The sequence below is a fragment of the Halodurantibacterium daqingense genome (assembly GCF_042666235.1).
In the GTDB taxonomy this organism is placed as follows: Bacteria; Pseudomonadota; Alphaproteobacteria; order Rhodobacterales; family Rhodobacteraceae; genus Halodurantibacterium; species Halodurantibacterium daqingensis.
In genome coordinates, this window is sequence record NZ_JBHTFQ010000017.1 from 17,739 (window position 1) to 39,726 (window position 21,988).

The window sequence follows — 21,988 nt, forward strand, 5'->3', positions numbered from 1 at the left end:
GCGGTCAGCTTCGGGTGTTGCCGGGCGCGGTGATCGGCTGGGACATGTCGGCGGCGCTGGCCCTCGGTGATGCCCTCGGCGTGCCACCTCTCGCGATGGCCGAACTGTTGCCGGTCATCGAGGCGGTGATGGTGGCCAAGCTCAACGAACAGATGGATCACTCCCATGGCTGAGAAGAGGGTCAGCGTCCGCCTCGCAGCCGTGGGTGGACGGCAGGTGCGCGCCGAACTGGAAGGTGTGGGCGAAGCTGGGTCGCGCGGTTTCGGGCGGCTCAGCCGGGAGATGGAAGCGGCGAACGCTCGGCTCGCCGCCTTCTCGCGGCGTGTCCGGGTCGCAGCTGCTGCCGCCGTAGCTGCGGCGACCGCTGCGGGCGTGGCCATGATCCGCTCTGGGCTGCAAACGGTCGATGCGCAGGCCAAGCTCGCAGCCTCCCTCGACACCACCGTCGCCAGCATTCAGGTGCTCGAGCGTGCGGGCGATCTGGCAGGCGTGTCGATGGGTCAGGTCGAGCAGGCGACCGTCCAGCTGGCGCGACGGCTCAGCCAGGCGGCATCCGGGACCGGCCCGGCGGTGGAGGCGCTGCGTCGCCTGCGGCTGTCGGCCGAGGACCTGCAGCGCCTGCCGCTCGACGCACGCATCGCCGCGATCCAGCAGGCGCTGGGACAATATGTGCCGGAGGCCGAGCGCGCGGCCGTCGCCTCGCAGCTCTTCGGCGACCGGGCGGCTCTGGTGTTCACCCGCATCGACACGGCGACGCTGCGGCAGGCGACAGAGGATGTGCGGGATTTCGGGGTGGTGGTATCCGATCAGGACGCCCGGCAGATCGAGCGTACCAACGATGCCATTTCGCGCCTAGGTCTGATCTGGCGCGGGCTTTCGAACCAGCTTGCGGTCGCCGCTGCCCCGGCGCTGGAAGCGGTCGCGAATGCCATGGCGGCAGTCGCGCGCACGACCGGGCCGCTCGGCATCGCCATCCGCACGCTCTTCGACAATATCGGCCGCCTGACCACCTATGCCGCCACCTTCGCAGCCCTGATGGCCGGGCGCTGGGTCGCCGGACTGGTCGCCGCGGCCGTGTCGGTGCGCGGGCTCGCCACCGCGCTCGTCCTTCTGCGCGGCGCGCTGATCCGCACCGGCATAGGCGCGCTGATCGTCGGCGCGGGCGAACTCGTCTACCAGTTCTCCCGCCTCGTCACCGGCGCGGGCGGGTTCGGCAATGCGCTGGAGCTGATGGGCAACGTGGCCAACGCCGTCTGGGACGGCATCAAGACCACGATGTCGTCCTTCATCGACGACTTCCGCGCGCTGCGGGCCGACGTCGAGAGCATCTGGACGCGGCTCATGGCGTTTCTGTCCGGCAAATGGGCCGAGTTTCTGGGCATAATCGGCCCGACCTTCAACGCCGTCGCCGACCGGATCGGGGCGGATTTCCAGATCGACTGGTTCGGCGCGCAATCCTACGCGTCGATGCTGGATCATGCCGCCAGCAACGCCGGGATCATGGCCGAGCGCTTCCGCCAGCGCGCGGCCGAGACGCGGGCCACGGCCTTCGACGGCGTGCGCGAGGCAATGGCGGAGCTGGTGGACGCGATGCGCGGCGCCAGTGAGGACACCGAAGGCGCGCTGGATGCGGCTGCGGCTGGCGCGCAGCGCGTGACCGAAGCGCTCGATCAGGCCGAAGCGGCTGCGGGCCGCGCGGGCTCGGCCGGGCGGCAAGCAGGGACGGACACTGCCACAGGCTCCGAGGAAGCCTTGACTGGCTGGCAGGCGGTCACGGCGGCCCTCAGCGACTACGCGAGCAAGGCGCGTGAAATCGGCGCCGACATCAGTCAGGCGCTGGTCGGCGCGTTCACCAGCGCCGAGAACGCGGTGGCCGAGTTCGTGAAGACCGGCAAGCTGAACTTCCGCGATCTCGTCACCTCCATGATCGCCGATCTGGCGAGGCTCGCGGCGCGGCGGTTCATCCTCGGGCCGATCGCCAACGCGCTCTCCGGCGCGCTCGGCGGCGCAGGCGGCATCTTCGCCAACATTCTGCATTCGGGCGGCATGGTCGGGTCGGCTGGCCCCTCGCGCATGGTCCCGGCCATGGCCTTCGCCGCTGCGCCCCGGATGCATGGCGGCGGCGTGGCCGGACTTCGCCACGACGAGGTTCCGGCGATCCTGCAACGGGGGGAACGCGTGCTGTCGCGGCGCGAGGCGCAGAGCTACGGCGCGGGCGGCACCGTCAACGTCACCATCATGGCCCGCGATGCCGAGAGCTTCCGGCAGTCCCGCACGCAGGTCGCGGCCGACATCGCCCGTGCGGTCTCGCTCGGGCGGAGGGGCATGTGATGGCGTTTCACGAGGTCCGGTTTCCCGACAATATCAGCCGGGGCGCCCGCGGCGGGCCGGAGCGGCGGACGCAGATCGTCGAGCTCGCTTCGGGCGACGAGGAGCGCAACGCCAGCTGGGCGAACAGCCGCCGCCGCTACGATGTCGCCTACGGCATCCGCCGAGCCGACGATCTGGCGGCGGTGGTCGCGTTCTTCGAGGCGCGGAACGGTCGGCTGCATGGCTTCCGCTTCAAGGACTGGGGCGACCACAAGTCCTGCCTGCCTTCGGGCTCGCCATCGTCCACCGATCAGGTCATCGGCACCGGCGACGGCGCGACGACCGCCTTCCAGCTGGCCAAGCGCTACGCCTCGGGCGCGCAATCCTGGTCGCGCGCCATTGCCAAACCAGTGACCGGAACCGTGCGCATCGCACTGTCGGGCGTCGAGCAGCCCTCCGGCTGGTCCGTCGACACGACAACCGGCGTCGTCACCTTCAGCGCCGCGCCGGGCGCTGGCGTCTCCATCACCGCAGGGTTCGAGTTCGACGTGCCCGTTCGTTTCGATACCGACGTGCTCGACGTGACGCTCGACCTCGAGCGGCTCGGCTCGATCACCTCCATTCCGCTTCTGGAACTGCGCCGATGAAGACCCTCGCTCCCGCCCTGCAGGCCCATCTCGACGAGGGCACGACGACGCTCGCCTGGTGCTGGCGCATCACCCGCGCCGATGACGCGAGTTTTGGCTTTACCGACCACGACCGGACGCTGAGTTTCGACGGCACGGATTTCGAGCCGGAGAGCGGGCTGACCGCCTCCGAGGTGCGCTCGGGGTCGGACCTCTCGGTCGATGCGCAGGACGCCGAGGGCGTGCTGACCTCGGACCGCATCACCGAGACCGACATCCTCGACGGCCGCTGGGACAACGCCGAGGTCGAGGTCTGGCGGGTGAACTGGGCCGACACCGGCCAGCGCGTGCTGATGCGCCGGGGCGTCATCGGCCAGATCCGGCGCGGGCGGCTCGCCTTCGTCGCGGAGGTCCGCTCGCTCGCCCATGTGCTGGGCCAGACGGTCGGGCGGACCTTTCAGGCGACCTGCGATGCCGGGCTCGGCGATGCGCGCTGCGGCGTCGATCTGGAGGACCCCGCCTACAAGGGGACGGGTGCCGTGATCGATCTCCTGCGCGACCGGGCCTTCACTGCTTCGGGGTTGGGCGCATTCACGTCCGGCTGGTTCACCTTCGGCACGCTGGAATTTACGAGCGGCGCGAACGCAGGACGGCGCACCGAGGTGCTGGGCCATGACGTCACGGACGGCATCGCCGTGCTGACCCTGCTGGAGGCGCCTGTACGAATGATCGCGGGAGGTGACGGTTTCATCGTCCGCGCGGGCTGCGACAAGCGCATGGAGACCTGCGGGAGGAAGTTCGCCAACACCGTCAACTTCAGAGGCTTTCCGCATATCCCTGGGCAGGATGCCGTTCTCCGGTACGCGACCAAGGACGGCGGGCACGACGGGAGCGTGCTGTGATCCCGGCCGATCCGGACAGGGTGATCGCGACGGCGCGATCCTGGCTCGGCACGCCCTATCACGACCAGGCCAGCCTGCGCGGCGTCGGCTGCGACTGCCTCGGCCTCGCCCGCGGCGTCTGGCGCGAACTCGTCGGTCCGGAGCCGTTCCCGATCCCGCCCTACAGCCGCGACTGGGGCGAGACCGGCCCGCGCGAGGTGCTGGGCGAAGGCGCGCGGCGCATGATGATCGAGGTGCCTCTCGCCGAGGCCGGTCCCGGCGCTCTGGTCCTCTTCCGCATGAAGCCCCGCGCCATCGCCAAGCATGTCGGGATCCTCACCGGGCCCGCCACCTTTCTCCACGCCTACGAGCGGCTCGGCGTGATCGAGGAGCCGCTCACCTCTGTCTGGCGGCGGCGCATCGCCTTCGCCTTCCTGTTCCCGCGACGCTGAGCATCTGTCATGGCCACCCTCGTTCTCGGCGTCGCCGGCGCCGCTATCGGCGGCAGTATCGGCGGCGCGATCCTCGGTGTCAGCGCCGCGACGATCGGCGGCTTCATCGGCTCCAGCATCGGTTCGGTCGTCGACAGCTGGATCATCTCGTCACTCGCGCCCAGCCAGCGTATCGAGGGCGCGCGTCTCGACACGCTGCGCATCACCTCCTCGACGGAGGGCGCCGTCATCCCGCGCCTCTATGGCCGCATGCGGATGGGCGGCAACATCATCTGGGCGACCGATTTCCGCGAGGAGACCAGGACCACCACGCAGGGCGGCGGCAAGGGGGGCGGAGGTGGCAAGGTCAGGACCACGGAATATCTCTACTATGGGAGCTTCGCGGTCGCGCTCTGCGAGGGGCCGATCACCGGCATCGGCCGCATCTGGGCCGACGGCAAGCCGATGGACCTCTCCGGGGTCACCTGGCGCTGGTATCCGGGCGACGAGGCGCAGACCGCCGATCCCTTCATCGCGGCGAAGATGGGGGCAGCGAACACGCCCGCCTATCGCGGCACGGCCTATGTCGTCTTCGAGGAACTGCCGCTCTCCAGCTATGGCAACCGCCTGCCGCAGCTCTCGTTCGAGGTGTTCCGGCCGCTCGCCGATGCAGATACCGCCGAAGGACTGACCCGCGCGGTCACGATGATCCCGGCATCGGGCGAGTTTACCTATGCCACGCAGGCCATCCGCAAGACAGATGGCGGCGCTACGCAGGTAGAGAACCTGAACGCACTGCCGGACGCCACCGACATGGTGGTGGCACTGGACCGGCTGCAGGCGATGGCGCCTGCCGTCGAGAGCGTCAGCCTCGTCGTGGCGTGGTTCGGCGACGATCTGCGCGCGGGATCCTGCAAGGTGCGGCCCGGCGTCGAGGTGTCGGCCAAGTCGACCACGCCCGCCAACTGGTCGGTCAACGGCGTGAGCCGCGCCAATGCCTTCCTCGTCAGCCGCGACGATCAGGATCGGCCCGTCTATGGCGGTACGCCCTCCGACTTCGCCGTGGTGCAAGCGATCCAGGAGATGAGGGCGCGCGGGCTGCGCGTGACGTTCTATCCTTTCATCCTGATGGACGTGCCGCCCGGCAACACGCTACCGAACCCCTATTCCGACAACGCCGCCGAGACGGGCCAGCCCGCTTTTCCCTGGCGCGGCCGGATCACCTGTTCGCCTGCCGCAGGTTTCGCCGGAACCGTGGACAAGACCGCCACGGCCGCCACGCAGATCGCGGCGCTGTTCGGCGCGGCCACGCCCGCGAGCTTCAGCGTCTCGGGTCAGTCGGTCTCCTGGACCGGGCCCTCCGGCGACTGGGGCCTGCGGCGGATGGTGCTGCACTACGCCCATCTCTGCGCGGCCGCAGGCGGGGTGGACGCCTTCCTGATCGGGACCGAGATGCCGGGGCTGACCACCATCCGCTCGGGCGCATCCACCTATCCGGCGGTGCAGGCCTACCGAGACCTGCTCGGCGATGTGCGCTCGATCCTCGGGTCGGGGACGAAGATCGGCTATGCTGCCGACTGGTCGGAGTATTTCGGGCATCAGCCGGTCGATGGAAGCGGCGACGTGTTCTTTCACCTCGACCCGCTCTGGGCCGATCCGGAGATCGATTTCGTTGGGATCGACAACTACATGCCACTGTCGGACTGGCGGGACGGCTTCGAGCATCTCGACGCGGCCGAGGGCTGGCCCGCGATCTACGACCGGCCCTACCTGCAGGGGAACATCGCGGGCGGCGAAGGCTTCGACTGGTTCTATGCCAGCGCGGCCGACCGAACCGCGCAGGTGCGGACCGCGATCACAGACGGCGCGGCGGGCAAGCCGTGGGTCTTCCGCTACAAGGATCTGCGCGCCTGGTGGTCGAACGCGCACTATGACCGCCCGGGCGGGGTGGAGAGCGGGACGCCGACGGCTTGGGCGGCCGAGTCCAAGCCGATCTGGTTCACCGAGCTGGGTTGTCCCGCCATCGACCGGGGCACCAACCAGCCCAACGTGTTCTTCGACCCAAAGTCGTCGGAGAGCTTCACGCCGCATTTCTCGCGGGGCTGGCGCGACGACGCCATCCAGCGCGCCTATCTCGAGGCGAGCTATCTCTGGTGGGGCGAGGCTGCGAACAATCCGGTGTCCTCAGTCTATGGCGACCGGATGGTTCATGTCCCGGAATGCGCCGCCTGGACCTGGGACGCGCGGCCGTATCCGTTCTTTCCGGCGCTGACCGACGTCTGGACGGACGGGGCGAACTGGCGGCTCGGGCACTGGCTGACGGGGCGGCTCGGGGCGGTGTCGCTGGCCGCGCTGGTTCGGCATCTTTGCCTGCGCGCCGGGCTGCCCGAGGATCGCATCGACGTCACCGGGCTCTGGGGCGCGGTCGAAGGCTACGCCATCACCGCGCTGGAAAGCCCGCGCGCTTCGATCACCACGCTGTCGCGCCATTTCGGCTTCGATGCCGTGGAGACCGAGGGCGTGATCCGGTTCGTCATGCGCGGCCGGGCCTCCGTCGCCACCCTCGCGCCCGACGATCTGGTGGCACCCCGCGAAAGCGACGTGCTGGAACTGACGCGCGGCCAGGAGACGGAACTTCCGCAGGCGCTGAAATGGCAGGTCGCCCGTGCCGACGAAGATTACGACGCGGCCCTCGTCGAGGCGCGGCGCATCACCGTGGACACCACGCGCATCGCGTCCGAGTCCTTCCCCATGGCCGTGCCGCCCGAGGAAGCCGAGAGGCGCTGCCGCCGCGCGTTGATGGAGGCGTGGGTGGGGCGCGAGACGGCGGCGTTCCGTCTGCCGCCCTCGCGCCTCGCCCTCGATCCGGCCGACGCGATCCAGCTCGCCCATGACGGGCGGCTGGTCGATCTGCGGCTTGTCTCCATCGCCGACGCCGAGGCGCGCGGGATCGAGGCGGTCCGCCAGGACCGGGCGACCTATGACCTGCCGCCCGGCGATCCGCGCGCGGCATCGCTGACGCGGGCCGTGGTGTTCGGCGCGCCGGATGCGGTGCCGCTGGACCTGCCGCAGCTGACCGAGGACCAGCCGGCGCATCGACCGTTTGTGGCGGCACACGCTCTTCCCTGGCCGGGCGAGATGGCCGTGTTCCGCAGCCCCTCGACCGATGGCTTCGAGTTGCTGACCACCTTCGGCAGTCGCGCCCGGATCGGGACGCTGGTCTCGGACCTCTACGCGGGGCCGACGTCGCGCTTTGATCTCGGCAATGCGCTGGTCGTCGATCTGCTGACCGGGACGCTGGAGAGCGTCACCGACCTGACCCTGTTCGGCGGGGCGAACGCGCTGGCCATCGAGAGCGCGCCCGGCACCTGGGAAATCGTGCAGGCGGGCGCGGCGGAGCTGCTGGCGCCCGGTCGGTATCGGCTGACCCGGCTCCTGCGCGGACAGCGCGGCACTGAGGGCGCCATGGGCAATCCGGCGCCCGCCGGCGCGCGCGTCGTTGTGCTCGATGACAGCCTCGCATCGCTGCCGATCGCCGAGGCCGATCTCGGGCTTCCGTGGAACTGGCGCACCGGTCCGGCGAGCCGCCCAGTCAGCGACGAGACCTATGTGGCGCAGGCCTTCATGCCGGTGGGCGTCGGGCTGCGGCCGTTCTCCGTCGCGCATGTCCAGCAGCCATGGCGCGCGCCGCGCTCGCCCGGCGATCTCACCATCCGCTGGACGCGCCGGTCCCGGGCACTCGCGGCCGACAGCTGGGGCGGGCTCGAGGTGCCTCTGACCGAGGAACTGGAAGCCTACGAGGTGGAGATCCTCGACGGTCCTACTGTGAAGCGCGTGTTGAGCGCGTCCACGACCAGCGCAGTTTACACCGCCGCTCAGCAGACCGCCGACTGGGGCGCGCTGCTCGGCCCCGGCGGCACACTCGACATCCGCATCTTCCAGCTCTCCGCCCTCGTCGGGCGGGGCGCGCCGAAAACCGTCACGCTCACGTTCTGAAGGCCATCCGATGTCCGACGCCACGACCCACCTCCTGCTGCCCTACATCCTGGCGGCGCAGGCCCAGAAGCACGTCACCCACAACGAGGCGCTGAGGATCCTCGACGGACTCGTGCAGCTCTCCGTCCTCGACCGGGACCTGACCGCGCCACCCGGAAGCCCCGCCGACGGCGACCGATACATCGTCGCCTCCGGCGCAACGGGCGACTGGGCAGGCTGGGACCTGAACGTCGCGCTCTGGACCGATGGTGCCTGGCTCCGACTGCCGCCGCGCAACGGCTGGCGGGCATGGGTCGAGGACGAGGACCTGCTGCTGATCTACGACGGCGCAGGCTGGGTCGGGACCACGCCGGACGCGCTGCAGAACCTCGCACTGCTGGGGCTCGGGACCACCGCGGATGCGTCGAACCCGTTCTCGGCCAAGCTGAACGCCGCGCTCTGGACGGCGAAGACCGTCGCCGAGGGCGGCACCGGCGATCTGTTCTATACCATGAACAAGGAGGCCGCCGGAGACGACCTCGGCCTGACCCTGCAGACCGGCTTCGTCACCAAGGCGCTGGTGGGGCTGTTCGGTTCCGACCGCTTCCGCCTAGCGGTCTCCGCCGACGGCAGCACCTTCTTCGACGGGCTCAGCGTCGACAACGCGAACGGCATCGTCGATCAGCCCCGGCTCCCACGGTTCAAGGCGTACACGAACTACGACAACTACGTGGGCATCGGAACCTGGACGACGATCGGCCTTAACAACACCGACTACAACGACCAGGGGGCCTTCGACACCGTGAACAACCACTTCGTGGCGCCCGTGGACGGCACCTACCTCCTCGGCGCAACGCTGCTCTACAAGATCAACGCCAGCGCCACGGCGCGGATGCGCGGGCGGCTGGTCCTGAACGGCACGACGGAAATCCGCGGCTCCCTCGGCGAAATCTCCGCCACCCACGTCTCGCTCGCCACCGCGATCTGGCTGCAGACCATGGTGCCGCTCACCGCGGGCGATACCGTGGAGCTGCAGGGATATTTCCGGGTCGCGGACGGGTATTTCGCCGCCGACCACACGTCCTTCTGGGGCTGCAAGGTCGGATAGCGCGCGGTGGAGAAGGGCGGCTATTTCAGGGATTGACCTAGTCGCACGCTGGGCGCGCGTAACTCTGCCTACATGGCGAGTGGCGGGAGAAGCCGGTGCCTGGGACAGGCGCGCGTAGCGCTTTATCGCCTCATCACCGAACCGGGTCCATCTCGCGCGTGCGCTGGCCGACGCAGACCCGGAGCAACCGGTTGCCGGGACCCCCAGGCGAAATCATATAATTCATTTGACAGGGCTTCGCCGGTCTCGTAACTTCCTCGCGGATGGACCGGCTGCTAGCTACCATGGCCAATGCACCCGCCGCTGATCGAGACATCCGGCGGGTTTCGACTGACGTTACACTGCAAGAAATATTGGAAGTTACCGTCGGAGAATCCTCGGCTAAGGTGTGACGGAAGGTGCCCGATCAGCATTTTGAGCAATGCGGGGAACGGTAATGAGGCTAGATCGGACCGAACTGTTGTCGGGCTTACTCATCCTCGGAGTGGGCACCTACTTCTTCCTTGGCGCGCAGGAGTACCGGATGGGTACAATGCAAAGGATGGGGCCGGGATTCATTCCGTACTGGCTCGGCCTCATTGAGATGACGCTTGGCGCCCTGATCCTAATCTCAGGCGTCAATCGCTCTTCCGAACTACCGCGCGTTGATCCTCGGGTTGTCATTGCCGTTCTTGGAGCGATTGCCGCGTTCGCGTTACTGTTGCCCCGCGTTGGGCTCGTTGCCGCCACCTTCGTCGTCAGTATCACGGCAATGCTAGGCGACAGGCAGGCCCGCTGGCCCCTCATGCTTATAACCGCCGCAACGATCTCCTTGATCTGCTGGGTGCTCTTCATCCTGCTTCTCGGCCTGCCGATTCCCGACTTCCGCTTGAGGTTCTGATGGACATCTGGTCGAACATCCTACTGGGCTTCGAGACGGCGCTCGATCCGACAAACTTGATCTACTGCTTCTTTGGAGTGCTCCTCGGGACCTTCTTTGGGGTGCTGCCGGGGATAGGTTCACTTGCCGCTGTCTCCATGCTCCTGCCTCTCAGCTACTACCTCGATCCCACCACAGCGCTGGTGATGCTTGCAGGGGTTTATTACGGAGCGGAATACGGCGGCTCCACCGCCTCGATCCTGCTGAATCTCCCTGGAACGCCGTCTAATGCCGTCACCTGCATCGACGGTTACCCCATGACGCAGCAGGGAAGAGCCGGTGTCGCGCTCTTTTCGACAACCATCGCTTCTTTCCTCGGGGGAACGATCGGCATCCTCGCCCTCTACGCCTTCGCGCCGCTTATCGTGCAATGGGCGCTGGCGTTCGGCGCCGGGGAGTACTTCGCGATCTTGTTGCTCGGCCTCGTGGCGGCCGCTACGGTAACGCAGGATGCACCTGCCAAGGGATTGGCGATGGTGGTGCTGGGTGTGCTTCTGGGCAGCATCGGGCCGGACATTCAAAGCGGCGTACCACGGTTCACCCTAGGATATATGGAGCTTTGGGACGGCATCAGCATGATTGCCCTCGCAATGGGCCTATTTGGGGTGTCTGAGATCATGCTTTCGATCACGGGCGCATCGCGCCGAGGGTTCATTCAGAAGGTGACCCTCCGCTCCATGATCCCTACGCGCGATGAAACCTTGCGCTCCGGAATGCCGATCGCTCGCGGGGCGGGGATAGGCTTGTTCTTCGGCGCCCTGCCGGGCACCGGCCCAAGCATTGCGACCTTCATCGGCTATGCGGTGGAGAAGCGCCTCGCAAAGGATCCCTCGCGTTTCGGCAAGGGTGCGATCGAGGGCATCACCTCGCCTGAGTCCGCAAATAATGCAGCGGTGCAAGCAGCCTTTATCCCCACGCTTACCCTAGGCATTCCCGGCAGCGCCACCATGGCCGTGATGATGGGGGCGCTGCTGATCCACGGCATAACGCCCGGACCGCAATTGATGAACAACGAGCCCGAGATCTTTTGGGGCTTTGCGGCGAGCTTCTGGATCGGCAACGTGCTGCTGCTAATCCTGAACATTCCGTTGATCGGCTTGTGGGTCCGGCTGCTGAAGGTCCCCTACGGCATTCTCTACCCGGCCGTCCTCTGCTTTATCTGCATTGGCGTATATACCATCCGGACCAGCGTGTTCGACGTGTCCCTGGTGCTGCTGTTCGGGCTCATGGGATACGTGCTCCGCCTCCTACGCTTTGAGCTGGCCCCTATCTTGATTGGGTTCATCCTCGGGCCGATGGTCGAGGAGAACTTCAAGCGTGCAATGGTGCTCGCTGAGGGTGATTTCCTGCGTATAATCCAACAACCTATCACGGGCACCTTGCTCGGGTTGACCCTGCTTCTGCTTCTCTGGACCGTCTGGCAAGCGTTCAGAGCGAAGGCTCGAGCAAGCGCGCTCGTCAGGAATCCTCCAGGATGACAAGAGGAGGCTGGTCGACGTCACATCAGAGAAATCGCCGAACCGTACTCGTTGCCTGCAGGAGCAGGTGCTGGCTGGAGGCTGCCGACCATCAAGTTACGGATGGCATGTTCTTCGGCGCAATCTCAGGGAGGAGACCCAATGAAGGCTACCTATAAGCTCGCACTTGCGACAATAGCACTGGCGGTCCCAGGGGCCGTGTCAGCGCAAAATTTTCCGTCCGACACGGTCCACGTCGTGATCCCGTTCACTCCGGGTGGGTCTAATGACACGATCGGCCGATATCTTGCGGACGGCCTCTCCAGGCACTGGGAAAACCCTGTGATCGTCGAGAACAGACCCGGAGCGGGTTCGTCAATTGGTGCCGCCTACGTTGCCCGGTCGGAGCCGGACGGCCACACCCTGCTTTTCGTTTCCGGCACTTACACCACAAACGCCGTGACCCAGCCCGACCTGCCCTTCGATCCCGTGGAGGATCTGCAGCCGGTGGGCATGGGCGCGCTCGGCCAGTTCGTTGTGGTGACGGGCAATCACATGGAGGTGGACACGATCGAGGAGCTGTTCGAGAAGGCCAGGAACGAAACGGTCTTCTATGGGACCACCGGCGTTGGCAGCTCCACGCACTTCGCTGCGGCGCTGCTGAGTAGTGTCGCCGACGTCGAGATGGAGCCGGTGCACTATCCAGGTGGCACTGATGCACTACTGGATATAGCGGGAGGCCGCCTCGGGCTCTACGTCGGGTCCGTGCCGCAGGTGCTCTCCACCGTCGAGGCCGGCAATGCAAAGCCGCTCGTCGTCACCAGTGCGAACCGCTCGCAGGCTCTCCCAGACGTTCCCACCATCGTGGAAGAGGGATACGAGGATGCAGTTTTCGACATCTGGTGGGGCGTTTTCGCTCCCGGGGGTACTCCGGACGAGATCATCGAGGAGATCAACGGTGCCATCAACGAGGTGATGGGATCCCCTGAGGCTGCGGCGTTTCTCGAGCAGCAAGGAGCCGCTCCTAGCCCCATGAGCGTGGAGGAATTCACTAATCGCGTGCACAGCGAGGTTGCTATGTGGCGGGAGCTGGCTGAGCAGCACAACATCCAGGCCGAATGACCTGTTCTTCCACCGTACCGAAACGGTCGCCGGCAGCTCGCCGGCGGCTCATTTCATGGCGCAGACTCGTTTATTGATATAGCGCGGAGCCTGCAAAGAGGAGCCTTACGGCTGCCAACAGAACTCGCTTCGCGCGCCCCGTCAGCGTCATGCGCCGATCGTATCGGCGCGGGCGCCGGCCTCAAGGGCTCCTAGCGTCGCGGCGGCTAGGGTCACGTCGCCGAGGGCGTCCACACATAGCTCCGGCGGCACCAGCCCCGGATCGACGACGATCTTCCCAGTCTTAGCTGTTGCGTAGATCCTGTCGGTGCCCCGCAACACGAAGTCGACGCGGTCGAGCGTTGTGCAGCAGCGACGCACAAAGGCCATGGCCTCATAGTCCGACGGCTGCCGCGCGATCACCTGCGTCTCATCCGATGCCTCCACATTGACGTGGCGGAACCGCTCGATGTCGCAGAATGTCCGGATGTCCTGGATGACCAGCCTTCCGTCTCGGCCGAACGCAATCGTTCGCGGCGTCTGCCCGCGGGCGACCGAGTTGTCGAGAAACTCGTAGTGCACGGATTTCCGCCTCCTTAGTGCCCAATAGAAGAACAATCCCGGCATGCCTGAGTACGCCTCAATATTGTGGAACAGCAGATCGTCGACAGCCTTGAAGCGACCAGTTTCAAGCCCCCGCCTCCAAGCTCGGACGACGGTTTCCTGGGGCGGGGTCACTAAGAAGAACAGGTAGACGCGCGAGCCGAACCGGGCCAGCAACTTGCCCGCGCTCTGGTGCCGCGGATCCGACTGAAAGCTATCGAAGCGAAAACGGTCCACCAGCAGGTGCGGAAAATCGCCTCTTGCTGCGTTCTCGGCCAGCAACCTGTCGAGCTTCTGGTCGATGATCTCGAGCTCCTGCCCCGTAAGCATGGCGGCATACTTGCAATCTTTCCCAAGGCTAAAATAGTCTATTAGTTTCTTTCGCCAGTAGTCAGGACTTATAATTGCGAAGTCTCTCCAGTCTAGACCCAGATTTTTAGCGATCCGGCGCTGTTGGGGGCGGATCGAGCTCTTGCCCGCCGCCGAGGCTCCCTTGGTGTTCAGCACCACCGGATCGTCTTGTGGGGGCAGGCGGTGATAGCCGAGCGCCGCGGCGCCCTGATCGAAGAGAGGCGCGACGAGGCGGCCGACAAGATCGGAGCCGGCCGAATTGGCGACAAGGTTCGTCGCCACCCGGATGATGATGTCCTCGTCGACCAGAAGCGCGCCGCGCCGGGACAGGATTGCGCCCAGAGTGCGGGCGAGCGCGTGGCGGCACTGCGAGTGCAGATCGTCGGCCGTGTCCTCGCCGGACCAGCGGCCGGCGTAATCGACCGCTTGCTCGTTACGCGACCTTCCGGGGCGTTCTGACGATTTTCCGACCAACCACTCCAGAAGCCGACTGCGCTGCGCGCGACCAGCGGAGCGGGCCAGCACAATGTCGCGCAGCTCGCCCGTGATTATCGCTTCGGCCTCTCGGCATAGCCGCGCATGGGCGGCCGCGATGGCGTCGAGGGCCGGGGCAACGTAGCCGGAATCGATCGCGGTAACCATGTTGCGCAGGTTGATCCCGAGGTCGGAATAGCTGGGGCCGTCGGGCACGTGCAATCCGCCCGTTACCCGGATCAGAAGGTGGTGCAGCACCAGCCGACTTGGCTTGAAGGTCGCCAGCAACTGCGGCGGAAGACCAACTACCTCCGAAAGACCGCGCGCATCTTCCCAGCCGAGCGAACCGTTCCGCGGGTCGAAAAGCGTCGCGCGTGGCATCAGGCGGTCGGGAATGGTCGACGTCAGCCCCGGATTCCATGGACCTTCCGCGGCCGCCATTGCTTCAGACAGCCTCACTGTCGGGGCGAGTCAAGGGTCAGAACATCCCTGTTCCCAGAAAACCATCATGCGGGAAGTCCGCCATGATCTTCTTGCCCACCAGCTCCTTCAGGGTCTCGGTGGTACCACCGCCAAGCGTCCCGTACCGTGCACCGCGATAGAAGCGCGAGACCGGGTACTCATCCGTAAATCCGTAGCCGCCGTGAACCTGAATCGCTTCGGAAGTCACGCGAATCGCCATCTCGTTGCAATACATCTTTGCAAGCGCCGCGAGCTGCGGATTCGGATAAGGGTTCGCCGATGCGGCAGCCCGGTAGAGCATCGACCTGCCAACTTCGATGTCCCGATACATCTCCGCCAGCTTCCAGCGCATGCCTTGGAAGTTGCCGATCGGTCGATTGAACGCCGTGCGGTCCCGACAGTAGTTCACCGACTCCTCGAAGGCACCTTCCGCAAGCCCCAGCGAAATCGAAGGATTGAGGCACCGCTGGGTGTTGAAGGCGTTCATCAGCTTCTTGAGGCCGTCGCCCTTGATCACGAGGTTCTCGAGCGGCACCTCCACGTTCTCGAAGCTGACTTCGTAGAGGTACTCGCCGCCCATCGTGTGGAAGCGGCCGGTGCGCATCATCCCGGGCGTGTCACGCTCAATCAGGACGCAGCCGATGCCCTCGCGGCCGGGAACCTTGTTGACCCGGGTGAAGACGACGAAGAGCTGCGCCTCGTCGACCTTGGAGATCAGCGTCTTGGTGCCATTGATGACGACGCGGTCGTCCTTGATCTCAGCGTTCGTCCGGATGGCGGCGACGTCGGTGCCGGCGTGGGGCTCGGTCATGCAGACCGAGAGGACATACTCGCCCCTGATGACGCCATCGAAGGTCCGGCGCTTGATGTCCTCGGGTGCGTATTGCGCCAGGATTCGGGTCTGTACGCCGAGTTGCGGCATCAAGGACATCGCGGTGGTGTAGCAACCCTTGGCAACCTCCTCGACCACCAGGGCGGTATCGAGAACGCTCAGACCCAGCCCGCCGTACTCTTCCGGAATTGCCATGCCGGTGATGCCGATGTCGGCGAGATCCTTCAGGTTCTCCCAAGGGAAAGTGCCGTCGAGATACTTCATCGCGCGCGGCTTGATCCGCTCTTGGGTGACGGCGCGTACGGTTGCGACCATCTCCTTCTGTTCCTGGCTTAGCTCGAAGTCCATTTGATGCTCCTGGTGGATTGCGGGCTCCGCCGAAGGGACCGCCCGCGATTAAGAGGTGCCTTGCAGGGCGGTTGGTCCTTATCGTCTGAAGGCGTCCAGGATGCTCGCTGCGCGCGGCGCGGACTCGAGCCCCTCGACCTTCGCTCGGAACGCGGCGACGGTGCCGTCGGGCCAGTCGAGGCCGCTCGCCTCGAGGCACCCCGCCATCTTGGCGTCGAAATCGGCGCTGCTCATCGGGTTCTCGTGATTGCCCTTGGGAGCGTCGACTCGCCGCGAGAAGGTGCCGCGCGCGGTGACGATGTCGACCTGCGCCGGCGTGACCGTCCGGCCCCATTCCGCCTCGATGCCGGCGTCGACCGCGCACTCCGTCCTGCCGGCAATCGCCAGGACGTCTGGGCGCGACAGGGCATCGTCGGAGAGGTCGGTCAGGCGGACGCCGCCGGTGACGAGCGCGCAGGCGACCGTGTAGGGGATCGAGAACTGTGCCTGCACGATCGTCTTCGGCGCCCGGCGCATTGCCGGCGGAGTGCAGACCGCCTCGTAGGCCTGGTTGTTCACGCCGACGCGGATGGCCTGGATGTCGGCGAGATCGCCGCCGAGCTCGTCGCGCAATGCGAGGGCGGCGTCGATGGCGGTGTGATTGAACCGGCAGCAGGGATAGGGCTTGTAGCTGAGCTCGGTGAAGTCGAAGGTCCGGCCGAGGCCCTGCCTCAGCCGTTCCGGGTCGTAGCGGTTGTGCAGGTAGGTCCGGAACAGGCCGTCGACGCCTTCGAAGCTGTTCTGCGCCCCGCGGATACCGAGCTTGCTCATCGCGACCGAGATGAGGCCGGTCTTGGCGGCGAACCCCGGCTGGATCCGCTTGGTGAGCGCCGCGTCGCGGGTGACCTGGTGGTTGCCCGCCGCCTGGCTGTAGGCGATGCCGAGGGCGTTCTGCGTCTGTGCCGCGTCCAGCCGCATCACCCGAGCGGCAGTGGCGGTGGCGGCGAAATGGCCGAAGAGCGAGGTGTACATGTAGCCGCTCTCGATGATCCCTACCGTGGTGGCGAGGCCGAGGCGCGAGATCAGCTCCAGCCCGACGACGACGCCGGCGAGGAGATCCGCGCCGGTCGCTTCGGGGGTCGCCTCGGCGGCGGCGACGGCTGCCGGGATCACCGAAACGCCGGCATGGAGGACGGCCGCGTCGTGGGTGTCGTCGAAGTCACGAGCATGGGACATCATGCCGTTGACCCAGGCCGCCATCGGCGCGGGAACGCGGATCTCTGTGCACCAGACGGAAGCCTCGGGTTTGCCGCCCCAGTCGGCGACGAGGCCGGCAAGATCCCGGACGCCGACGGCGGAGATCCCGGCCGTCGCGCAGGCCATCGTGTCGAAGATGTTCGCCTTGGCTGCGTCGAGCACCTCCGGAGCGAGATCCTTCATGTCCAGCCCGGCCGCGAAAGCGGAGAACTCCGCGGCGAAATCCGCGCGGGTGTCGGTGTCCGCGGTCGTGTCCTTGGCAGCCATGGCGTTCTCCTCTCAAACCTCGGTTCTTTGTGCGCCGCCCGAGGGGCGCGATCAGGCGACCTTCATCCAGACGCCGGTCGCCGTGGCGACCAGCTTGTCGGCGACCCAGGCTTCGGCATCCGCGAAGTAGGCCTTGCGGCCCTTCTTCCGAAGCCGGCAGCGGAACTCGATGAAGTCGCCGACGCGGACCTGCCGCATCAGGTTGATGGTGATGGTAGCGGTCGCCATCCGCTCGTTCGGGCTGGCGTCGCGGCAGTTCACGCCTATCGCCCGATCGAAGAGCGCCATGACGACGCCGCCATGGACGACGCCGCTGAGGTTCTTGTGCCGCTCCGTTGTGGGCAGGGCTATCTCGACCAGGCCGTCGCGACGCCGCTCCAGCACCTCGCCCATGCCGCCGATGAAGGTATCGTCGGCGAGCGGCTGCCAGCCGTCCTTCTCGAATGACTGCACGTCCACCCCCATGATCAGCGTCCGAGCGCGGCAGCTCGGGTCAGCAGCCGCTCGGCGATGCGCTTGTGCGCGAGGTCAACCATCTTGCTCCCGATCCGCGCCACGGCCCGGTCTTGCAGCAGCGTCGTGACCTGCCTTGCCCAGTCGAGCTGTTCCGGCGTCGGGGTCATCACCTCGTTGATCATCTCGACCTGGGCCGGATGGATCGCTGCCTTGGCGCTGAAGCCGTCGCGCAGGCCCTGGCGGGTCTCGGCCGCCAGCCCTTCGGGGTCGCGAAAATCGACGTAGACCGAGTCGACCGCCACCACGCCCAAGGCGTTGGCGGCGAAAAGGCACTGCGATCGCGCGAACTGGTAGGGAAAAGTGTAGCTGCCGGCGTCGTCGCGGTTGGTCTGCGCGCCGAGGGTCGCAGACAGGTCCTCGCCTCCCCAGAGCATGCCCCAGAGCCGCCCCGTCGGGTCCGCCTCCGCCGCGCCGAGGCGCAGGGTGGCTGCCGCCGTCTCGGTCGCGACAGTCATGATCCGGGTGGCGCCGGTCTCTGCGCCCTCGCGCGCCTCGAGCGCCTCGAGCTGGTGCGACAGCCGGGCGATCTCGGCCATGCTCTCGCACTTGGGCAGCACGACTCCCCAGGGCGACACGCCGACCACCGCCGCCAGGTCGTGGCAGGTCATCCCGGTATCAAAGGCATTCACTCGGACGAAGACCGGCTTGCCCCCGGGTTCGCGCCCGCCGAGGACCTCGGCCGTCACGTCGCGGGCGCGCCCCTTGTTCTCGGGCGCGACCGAGTCCTCCAGGTCGACGATGACGGCGTCCGCCTGCGAGGCGAGCGCCTTGGCTATCAGCTTCTCGCTGTCACCCGGCACGAACAGCAGCGACCTGATCGCAGGTTCCGTCATCACATCAACCCGAAGCTGAGGAAGCCGTCGGCCGGGAAGTGCTCGTAGACCCGTCGGCCCACCAGATCCTTGAGCGTCTCGGTCGCGCCGCCACCGAGCGTGCCGTAGCGCGCGCCGCGGTAGAAATGCGACACTGGGTACTCGTCGGTGAAGCCGTAGCCGCCATGCACCTGCAGCGCGTCGCTCGTCACCCTGATCGCCATCTCGTTCACCTGCATCTTGGCGATCGCCGCGAGGTAGGGGTCGGGGAAGGGGTCGGCCGAGGCCGCCGCGCGGTAGAGCATCGAGCGGCTGACCTCGATCTCGCGCGCCATGTCGGCGAGCTTCCAGCGGATGCCCTGCATGGTGCCGGTCGGGCGGCCGAAGATCTCGCGCTCGCGCACGTACTTGACCGCCTCCTCGTAGGCGCCCTCGGCGAGGCCGAGCGAAACGGAGGGGTTCATGCAGCGCTGGGTGTTGAAGGCGGTCAGGAGCTTCTTCATCCCGTCGCCCTCGATGATCAGGTTCTCGCGGGGGAGCTCCATGTCCTTGAACTGGATCTCGGCCAGGTTCTCGCCGCCCATCGTGTGATAGCGGGCGGTCACCTCGAAGCCGGCAACCGCCGGATCGACGAGAACGCAGCCGATCCCCTCGCGGCCGGGTCGCCCGTCGACGCGGGTGAAGACGATGAAACAGTGCGCCTCGTCGGCCCGCGAGATCAGCGTCTTGGTGCCGTTCAGCACCACAGTATCGCCCTTGATGACCGTGTTGGTCTTGTAGTTGGCAACGTCGGTGCCGGCATGCGGCTCGGTCATGCAGATCGCGAGGATCACCTCGCCGGTGGCCACGCCGGGCAGGAACTTCTCCTGGATGTGCTTGGGCGCGTAGTTGGCGATGATCCGGTTCTGGGCGCCCATCGCGGCCATCGCGGCCATCGAGGTCACGTAGCAGACCTTGGCCACCTCCTCGAGCACCAGCACACAGTCGAGGACCGGCAGCCCGAGGCCGCCGAACTCCTCGGGCACCGCCATGCCGAGCACGCCAATGTCGGCGAGCTCCTTGAGGTTCTCGTGCGGGAAGGTGCCGTCCTGCCAGCGGTGGACGCGGCCCTTGAATTTCTCCTGGGCGAGCTGGCGGACGCTATCCACCATGGCCCGTTGTTCGTCGGTGAGCGCAAGCTTCATGAACGTCCCCTCCTTAGCTGAAGACCGGCTGGCGACGTTCGGCAAAGGCGGCGAGCCCTTCCCTATAGTCGTCAGATGCGAGAATCTCGGCGATGGCCGCCCGCTCGATCTCGAGACCGTCCTGAAGCGGACGCTCGACCCCGCGGTAGACCGCGTCCTTGAGCAGCGCGCCGCTGCGGCGCGAACGGCTGGCCGCGACGGTGGCGAAGGTCATCACGTGGTCCATCAACTCCGCCGACGCGACCGCGGCGTTGACGAGGCCCCATTCGGCCGCCCGTTCCGACGTGATGGGCTCGCCGGTGATCATCATCTCGAGGGCCCGGGCGGTGCCGATCAGCCGCGGCAGGCGCTGGGTGCCGCCCGCCCCCGGGATCGCGCCGATGCGCGCCTCGGTAAGGCCGATCTTGATGCCGGCGGCGGCGAAGCGCAGGTCGCAAGCCAGGGAAATCTCCATGCCGCCGCCGAGCGCCGTTCCCTGGATCGCCACGACCGTGGGAATCGGCAGCGCGGCGATCTCGTTGGCGAGCGCGTTGATGGCGCGGTTGTGCGCATACTTCTCGGAGTCGCTCATGCCTTTGCGCTCCTTGAGGTCGGCGCCGGCGCAGAAACCGGGACCGTTGGCGGCGAGGATCATGACCCGCGCCTCTGTGGCCGTAAGGCCCGCGACCGCCTCGCGCAACGCGTCGGTCAGCGCCCGGCTGAGCGCGTTGTAGACCCCGGGACGGTTCAGCCGCAGGACGCAAACCTTCTTGGTCGGCCATTCGACAATCAGTTGGTCAATCATCCCACCACTCCGGTATTTCGATCTGTCTTGGCCACATCGCCGGCGGCCCCGCGCTCGAGATCCTCGCGGAAGTCGGGGTGCGCGATCGCAATCAGAGCCTCGACGCGGGCGCGCAGGTCGAGCCCCCAGAGGTCCGCCACTCCGTACTCCGTTACCACCAGATCGACGTCGGACCGTGCGGTCGTGACCGGCCTGTCGCCGAGGCTGACGACGATCTTCGAGTGGCGTCCATCGGGGGTGGTCGAGGCCATAGCGATGATCGAGCGCCCACCGGGGGAGAGCCGACCCCCGCGCACATAGTCGATCTGCCCGCCGACTGCTCCGACGTAGCGGCCTCCAGCCATTTCGGAGTTGACCTGCCCGCTGAGGTCGATCTCGATCGAGGAATTTATCGTGTACAGCCGTTCGAGGCCGGCCATCGTCCTCGGCGAATGGGTGTATGTCGCCCGGCGGAGCGCGATCGCGTCGTTCTCGTGGGCAAAGGCGTTAAGGCGCGTGGCTCCGAACAGGCCTCCGGTCACGGTCACGCCGGGGTCGAGCCCCTTGTGCGCGTTGGTGACGACGCCGGCCTCGATCAGGTCCAGGGCGCATTCGGGTATGACCCCGCTGTGCAGCCCGAGGTCCTTGTGGTCCTTGAGCGCCGCACAGACCGCGACCGGCAGGCCGCCGACCCCGAACTGCACGGTCGCGCGGTCGGGGATCAGCGCGGCGACCCGGCGGGCGACCGCGATGTCGGTCGGCGAGGGCTCGGGATCGGGCAGCAGCGGCTCAACGCCGTCGGCGGTAGTGAAATGGGTGATCCTCGACGCCTCGATCAGGGCGTCGGCGCGCGTGAGCGGCATCCGCTCGTCGATCTCGGCTACGACGACCCGCGCCGCCTCCACCATCTCGTGGACGAAATCAGCCATCACGCCGAGCGAAAGGACGTGGGGGTTAGCTGTGGGACGCACGCGGATCAGCACCACGTCGACGGGGATCCGCCGCGACAGGATCAGTCCCGGCAGGGAGGAAACGTGCGCCGGCACGACCCGCCCGCCGCTCAGGGCCACCGCCTTGCGCGCACCGCCGGCACCGTTCAGGCAGAGAAAGCTCGGGTTCTTTCCATCCGCATCAGCCAGGGTCTGGGTCGTCACCATCCCGACCACGAGCGTGAACGGCGGCAGGCCGGCAGCGCCGGCGATCAGCTTGCCCGAGAGCCCGGTTGGCTCGCCGGTGCCCTGCGGCCAGATGACGCTGTCCCCGGCGCGAATGACCTGAGCGAAATCAAACTCTGACGACGGTGGTGGCAACGGCTTCAGCTCCCGTCCTGCG

At 66.9% G+C, this 21,988-nt stretch carries 18 protein-coding genes; 10 read left to right on the plus strand and 8 right to left on the minus strand.

The window, feature by feature from the left end:
• The first annotated feature begins 29 nt into the window (after positions 1 to 29).
• From ACFQXB_RS19220 to ACFQXB_RS19265, 10 genes are all read left to right on the plus strand, one after another.
• Positions 30 to 173: a DUF7697 family protein gene (locus tag ACFQXB_RS19220; RefSeq protein WP_165093516.1), complete on the plus strand. Its 144-nt coding sequence runs from the start codon at positions 30 to 32 to the stop codon at positions 171 to 173.
• On the plus strand, positions 166 to 2,331 hold the full coding sequence (locus tag ACFQXB_RS19225) for a phage tail tape measure C-terminal domain-containing protein (RefSeq protein ID WP_377406841.1): 2,166 nt from the start codon (positions 166 to 168) through the stop codon (positions 2,329 to 2,331). Before ACFQXB_RS19220 ends, ACFQXB_RS19225 begins: the two co-directional genes overlap by 8 nt.
• A complete protein-coding gene (locus ACFQXB_RS19230; protein WP_377406842.1) occupies positions 2,331 to 2,957 on the plus strand; it encodes a phage distal tail protein, Rcc01695 family in 627 nt (208 codons plus the stop codon). Before ACFQXB_RS19225 ends, ACFQXB_RS19230 begins: the two co-directional genes overlap by 1 nt.
• Positions 2,954 to 3,838, plus strand: a complete 885-nt coding sequence (locus ACFQXB_RS19235; RefSeq protein ID WP_377406843.1) for a DUF2163 domain-containing protein — start codon at positions 2,954 to 2,956, stop codon at positions 3,836 to 3,838. The genes ACFQXB_RS19230 and ACFQXB_RS19235 overlap by 4 nt, the downstream gene beginning before the upstream one ends.
• Positions 3,835 to 4,269 (plus strand): NlpC/P60 family protein, encoded by a 435-nt coding sequence (locus tag ACFQXB_RS19240; RefSeq protein ID WP_377406844.1) that lies wholly within the window; start codon positions 3,835 to 3,837, stop codon positions 4,267 to 4,269. The genes ACFQXB_RS19235 and ACFQXB_RS19240 overlap by 4 nt, the downstream gene beginning before the upstream one ends.
• Before the next feature lie 9 nt (positions 4,270 to 4,278).
• On the plus strand, positions 4,279 to 8,244 hold the full coding sequence (locus ACFQXB_RS19245; RefSeq protein ID WP_377406845.1) for a baseplate multidomain protein megatron: 3,966 nt from the start codon (positions 4,279 to 4,281) through the stop codon (positions 8,242 to 8,244).
• Positions 8,245 to 8,254: 10 nt separating this feature from the next.
• Positions 8,255 to 9,331, plus strand: a complete 1,077-nt coding sequence (locus ACFQXB_RS19250; RefSeq protein ID WP_377406846.1) for a DUF2793 domain-containing protein — start codon at positions 8,255 to 8,257, stop codon at positions 9,329 to 9,331.
• Between the two features lie 436 nt (positions 9,332 to 9,767).
• The gene (locus ACFQXB_RS19255; protein ID WP_377406847.1) at positions 9,768 to 10,211 is read left to right on the plus strand and encodes a tripartite tricarboxylate transporter TctB family protein; all 444 of its coding nucleotides are present in this window, start codon (positions 9,768 to 9,770) and stop codon (positions 10,209 to 10,211) included.
• Positions 10,211 to 11,728, plus strand: coding sequence for a tripartite tricarboxylate transporter permease (locus ACFQXB_RS19260; protein ID WP_377406848.1), 1,518 nt, complete (start codon positions 10,211 to 10,213; stop codon positions 11,726 to 11,728). The genes ACFQXB_RS19255 and ACFQXB_RS19260 overlap by 1 nt, the downstream gene beginning before the upstream one ends.
• 141 nt (positions 11,729 to 11,869) lie before the next feature.
• Positions 11,870 to 12,829 carry a Bug family tripartite tricarboxylate transporter substrate binding protein gene (locus tag ACFQXB_RS19265; RefSeq protein WP_377406849.1) on the plus strand — a complete coding sequence of 320 codons (960 nt, stop codon included), beginning with the start codon at positions 11,870 to 11,872 and terminating at the stop codon, positions 12,827 to 12,829.
• A 147-nt stretch (positions 12,830 to 12,976) separates the two neighbouring features.
• On the opposite strand, the gene ACFQXB_RS19270 is transcribed toward ACFQXB_RS19265, so the two are convergent.
• From ACFQXB_RS19270 to ACFQXB_RS19305, 8 genes are all read right to left on the minus strand, one after another.
• A complete protein-coding gene (locus ACFQXB_RS19270; protein WP_377406850.1) occupies positions 12,977 to 14,677 on the minus strand; it encodes a hypothetical protein in 1,701 nt (566 codons plus the stop codon).
• A gap of 37 nt (positions 14,678 to 14,714) precedes the next feature.
• Positions 14,715 to 15,878, minus strand: a complete 1,164-nt coding sequence (locus ACFQXB_RS19275) for an acyl-CoA dehydrogenase family protein (protein ID WP_377406851.1) — start codon at positions 15,876 to 15,878, stop codon at positions 14,715 to 14,717.
• A gap of 78 nt (positions 15,879 to 15,956) precedes the next feature.
• On the minus strand, positions 15,957 to 17,381 hold the full coding sequence (locus tag ACFQXB_RS19280) for an MmgE/PrpD family protein (protein ID WP_377406852.1): 1,425 nt from the start codon (positions 17,379 to 17,381) through the stop codon (positions 15,957 to 15,959).
• A 51-nt stretch (positions 17,382 to 17,432) separates the two neighbouring features.
• Complete coding sequence (locus ACFQXB_RS19285) at positions 17,433 to 17,846, minus strand: PaaI family thioesterase (protein WP_377406853.1); 414 nt, start codon at positions 17,844 to 17,846, stop codon at positions 17,433 to 17,435.
• Between the two features lie 2 nt (positions 17,847 to 17,848).
• On the minus strand, positions 17,849 to 18,730 hold the full coding sequence (locus tag ACFQXB_RS19290; protein WP_377406854.1) for an HpcH/HpaI aldolase/citrate lyase family protein: 882 nt from the start codon (positions 18,728 to 18,730) through the stop codon (positions 17,849 to 17,851).
• The gene (locus ACFQXB_RS19295; protein ID WP_377406855.1) at positions 18,730 to 19,893 is read right to left on the minus strand and encodes an acyl-CoA dehydrogenase family protein; all 1,164 of its coding nucleotides are present in this window, start codon (positions 19,891 to 19,893) and stop codon (positions 18,730 to 18,732) included. The genes ACFQXB_RS19290 and ACFQXB_RS19295 overlap by 1 nt, the downstream gene beginning before the upstream one ends.
• A 13-nt stretch (positions 19,894 to 19,906) precedes the next feature.
• A complete protein-coding gene (locus tag ACFQXB_RS19300; RefSeq protein WP_377406856.1) occupies positions 19,907 to 20,677 on the minus strand; it encodes an enoyl-CoA hydratase/isomerase family protein in 771 nt (256 codons plus the stop codon).
• The gene (locus tag ACFQXB_RS19305) at positions 20,674 to 21,966 is read right to left on the minus strand and encodes an acetyl-CoA hydrolase/transferase family protein (RefSeq protein ID WP_377406857.1); all 1,293 of its coding nucleotides are present in this window, start codon (positions 21,964 to 21,966) and stop codon (positions 20,674 to 20,676) included. Before ACFQXB_RS19305 ends, ACFQXB_RS19300 begins: the two co-directional genes overlap by 4 nt.
• Positions 21,967 to 21,988: the final 22 nt, after the last annotated feature.